At 60.2% G+C, this 394-nt stretch carries 1 pseudogene; it reads left to right on the top strand.

Annotation, left to right across the window (positions count from 1 at the left end):
- A pseudogene (locus tag J5M66_RS26730) lies at window positions 1-394 on the top strand (calcium-binding protein); the annotation flags it as partial.

Raw genomic sequence — 394 nt, forward strand, 5'->3', positions numbered from 1 at the left:
GTAACGCGGCCGCCAACACCCTTGATGGCGGCGTCGGCGCTGACACCATGATCGGTGGCGACGGTGTCGATACGTACTATGTCGACAACGTCGGCGATGTGGTCATTGAATCCGATGCATCGCTCACTGCACTTGACCGTGTGTTCTCGTCCATCGACTACACCCTCGGCGCCAACGTCGAGAACCTGATCCTGACCGGCAATGCCATCAACGGCACGGGCAATGAGCGCGATAACCGCATCACTGGCAACGCGCTGGCCAACACACTCAATGGCGGCCTCGGTGCCGATACCATGATCGGTGGCGACGGCGTCGATACTTACTATGTCGACAATGTCGGCGACCAGGTCATCGAAACCGACGCCTCGCTGACCGCGCTTGACCGGGTGTTCTC

Origin of the sequence: Pseudomonas sp. 67(2021) (assembly GCF_017491835.1) — a bacterium.
Lineage (GTDB): Bacteria > Pseudomonadota > Gammaproteobacteria > Pseudomonadales > Pseudomonadaceae > Aquipseudomonas > Aquipseudomonas atacamensis.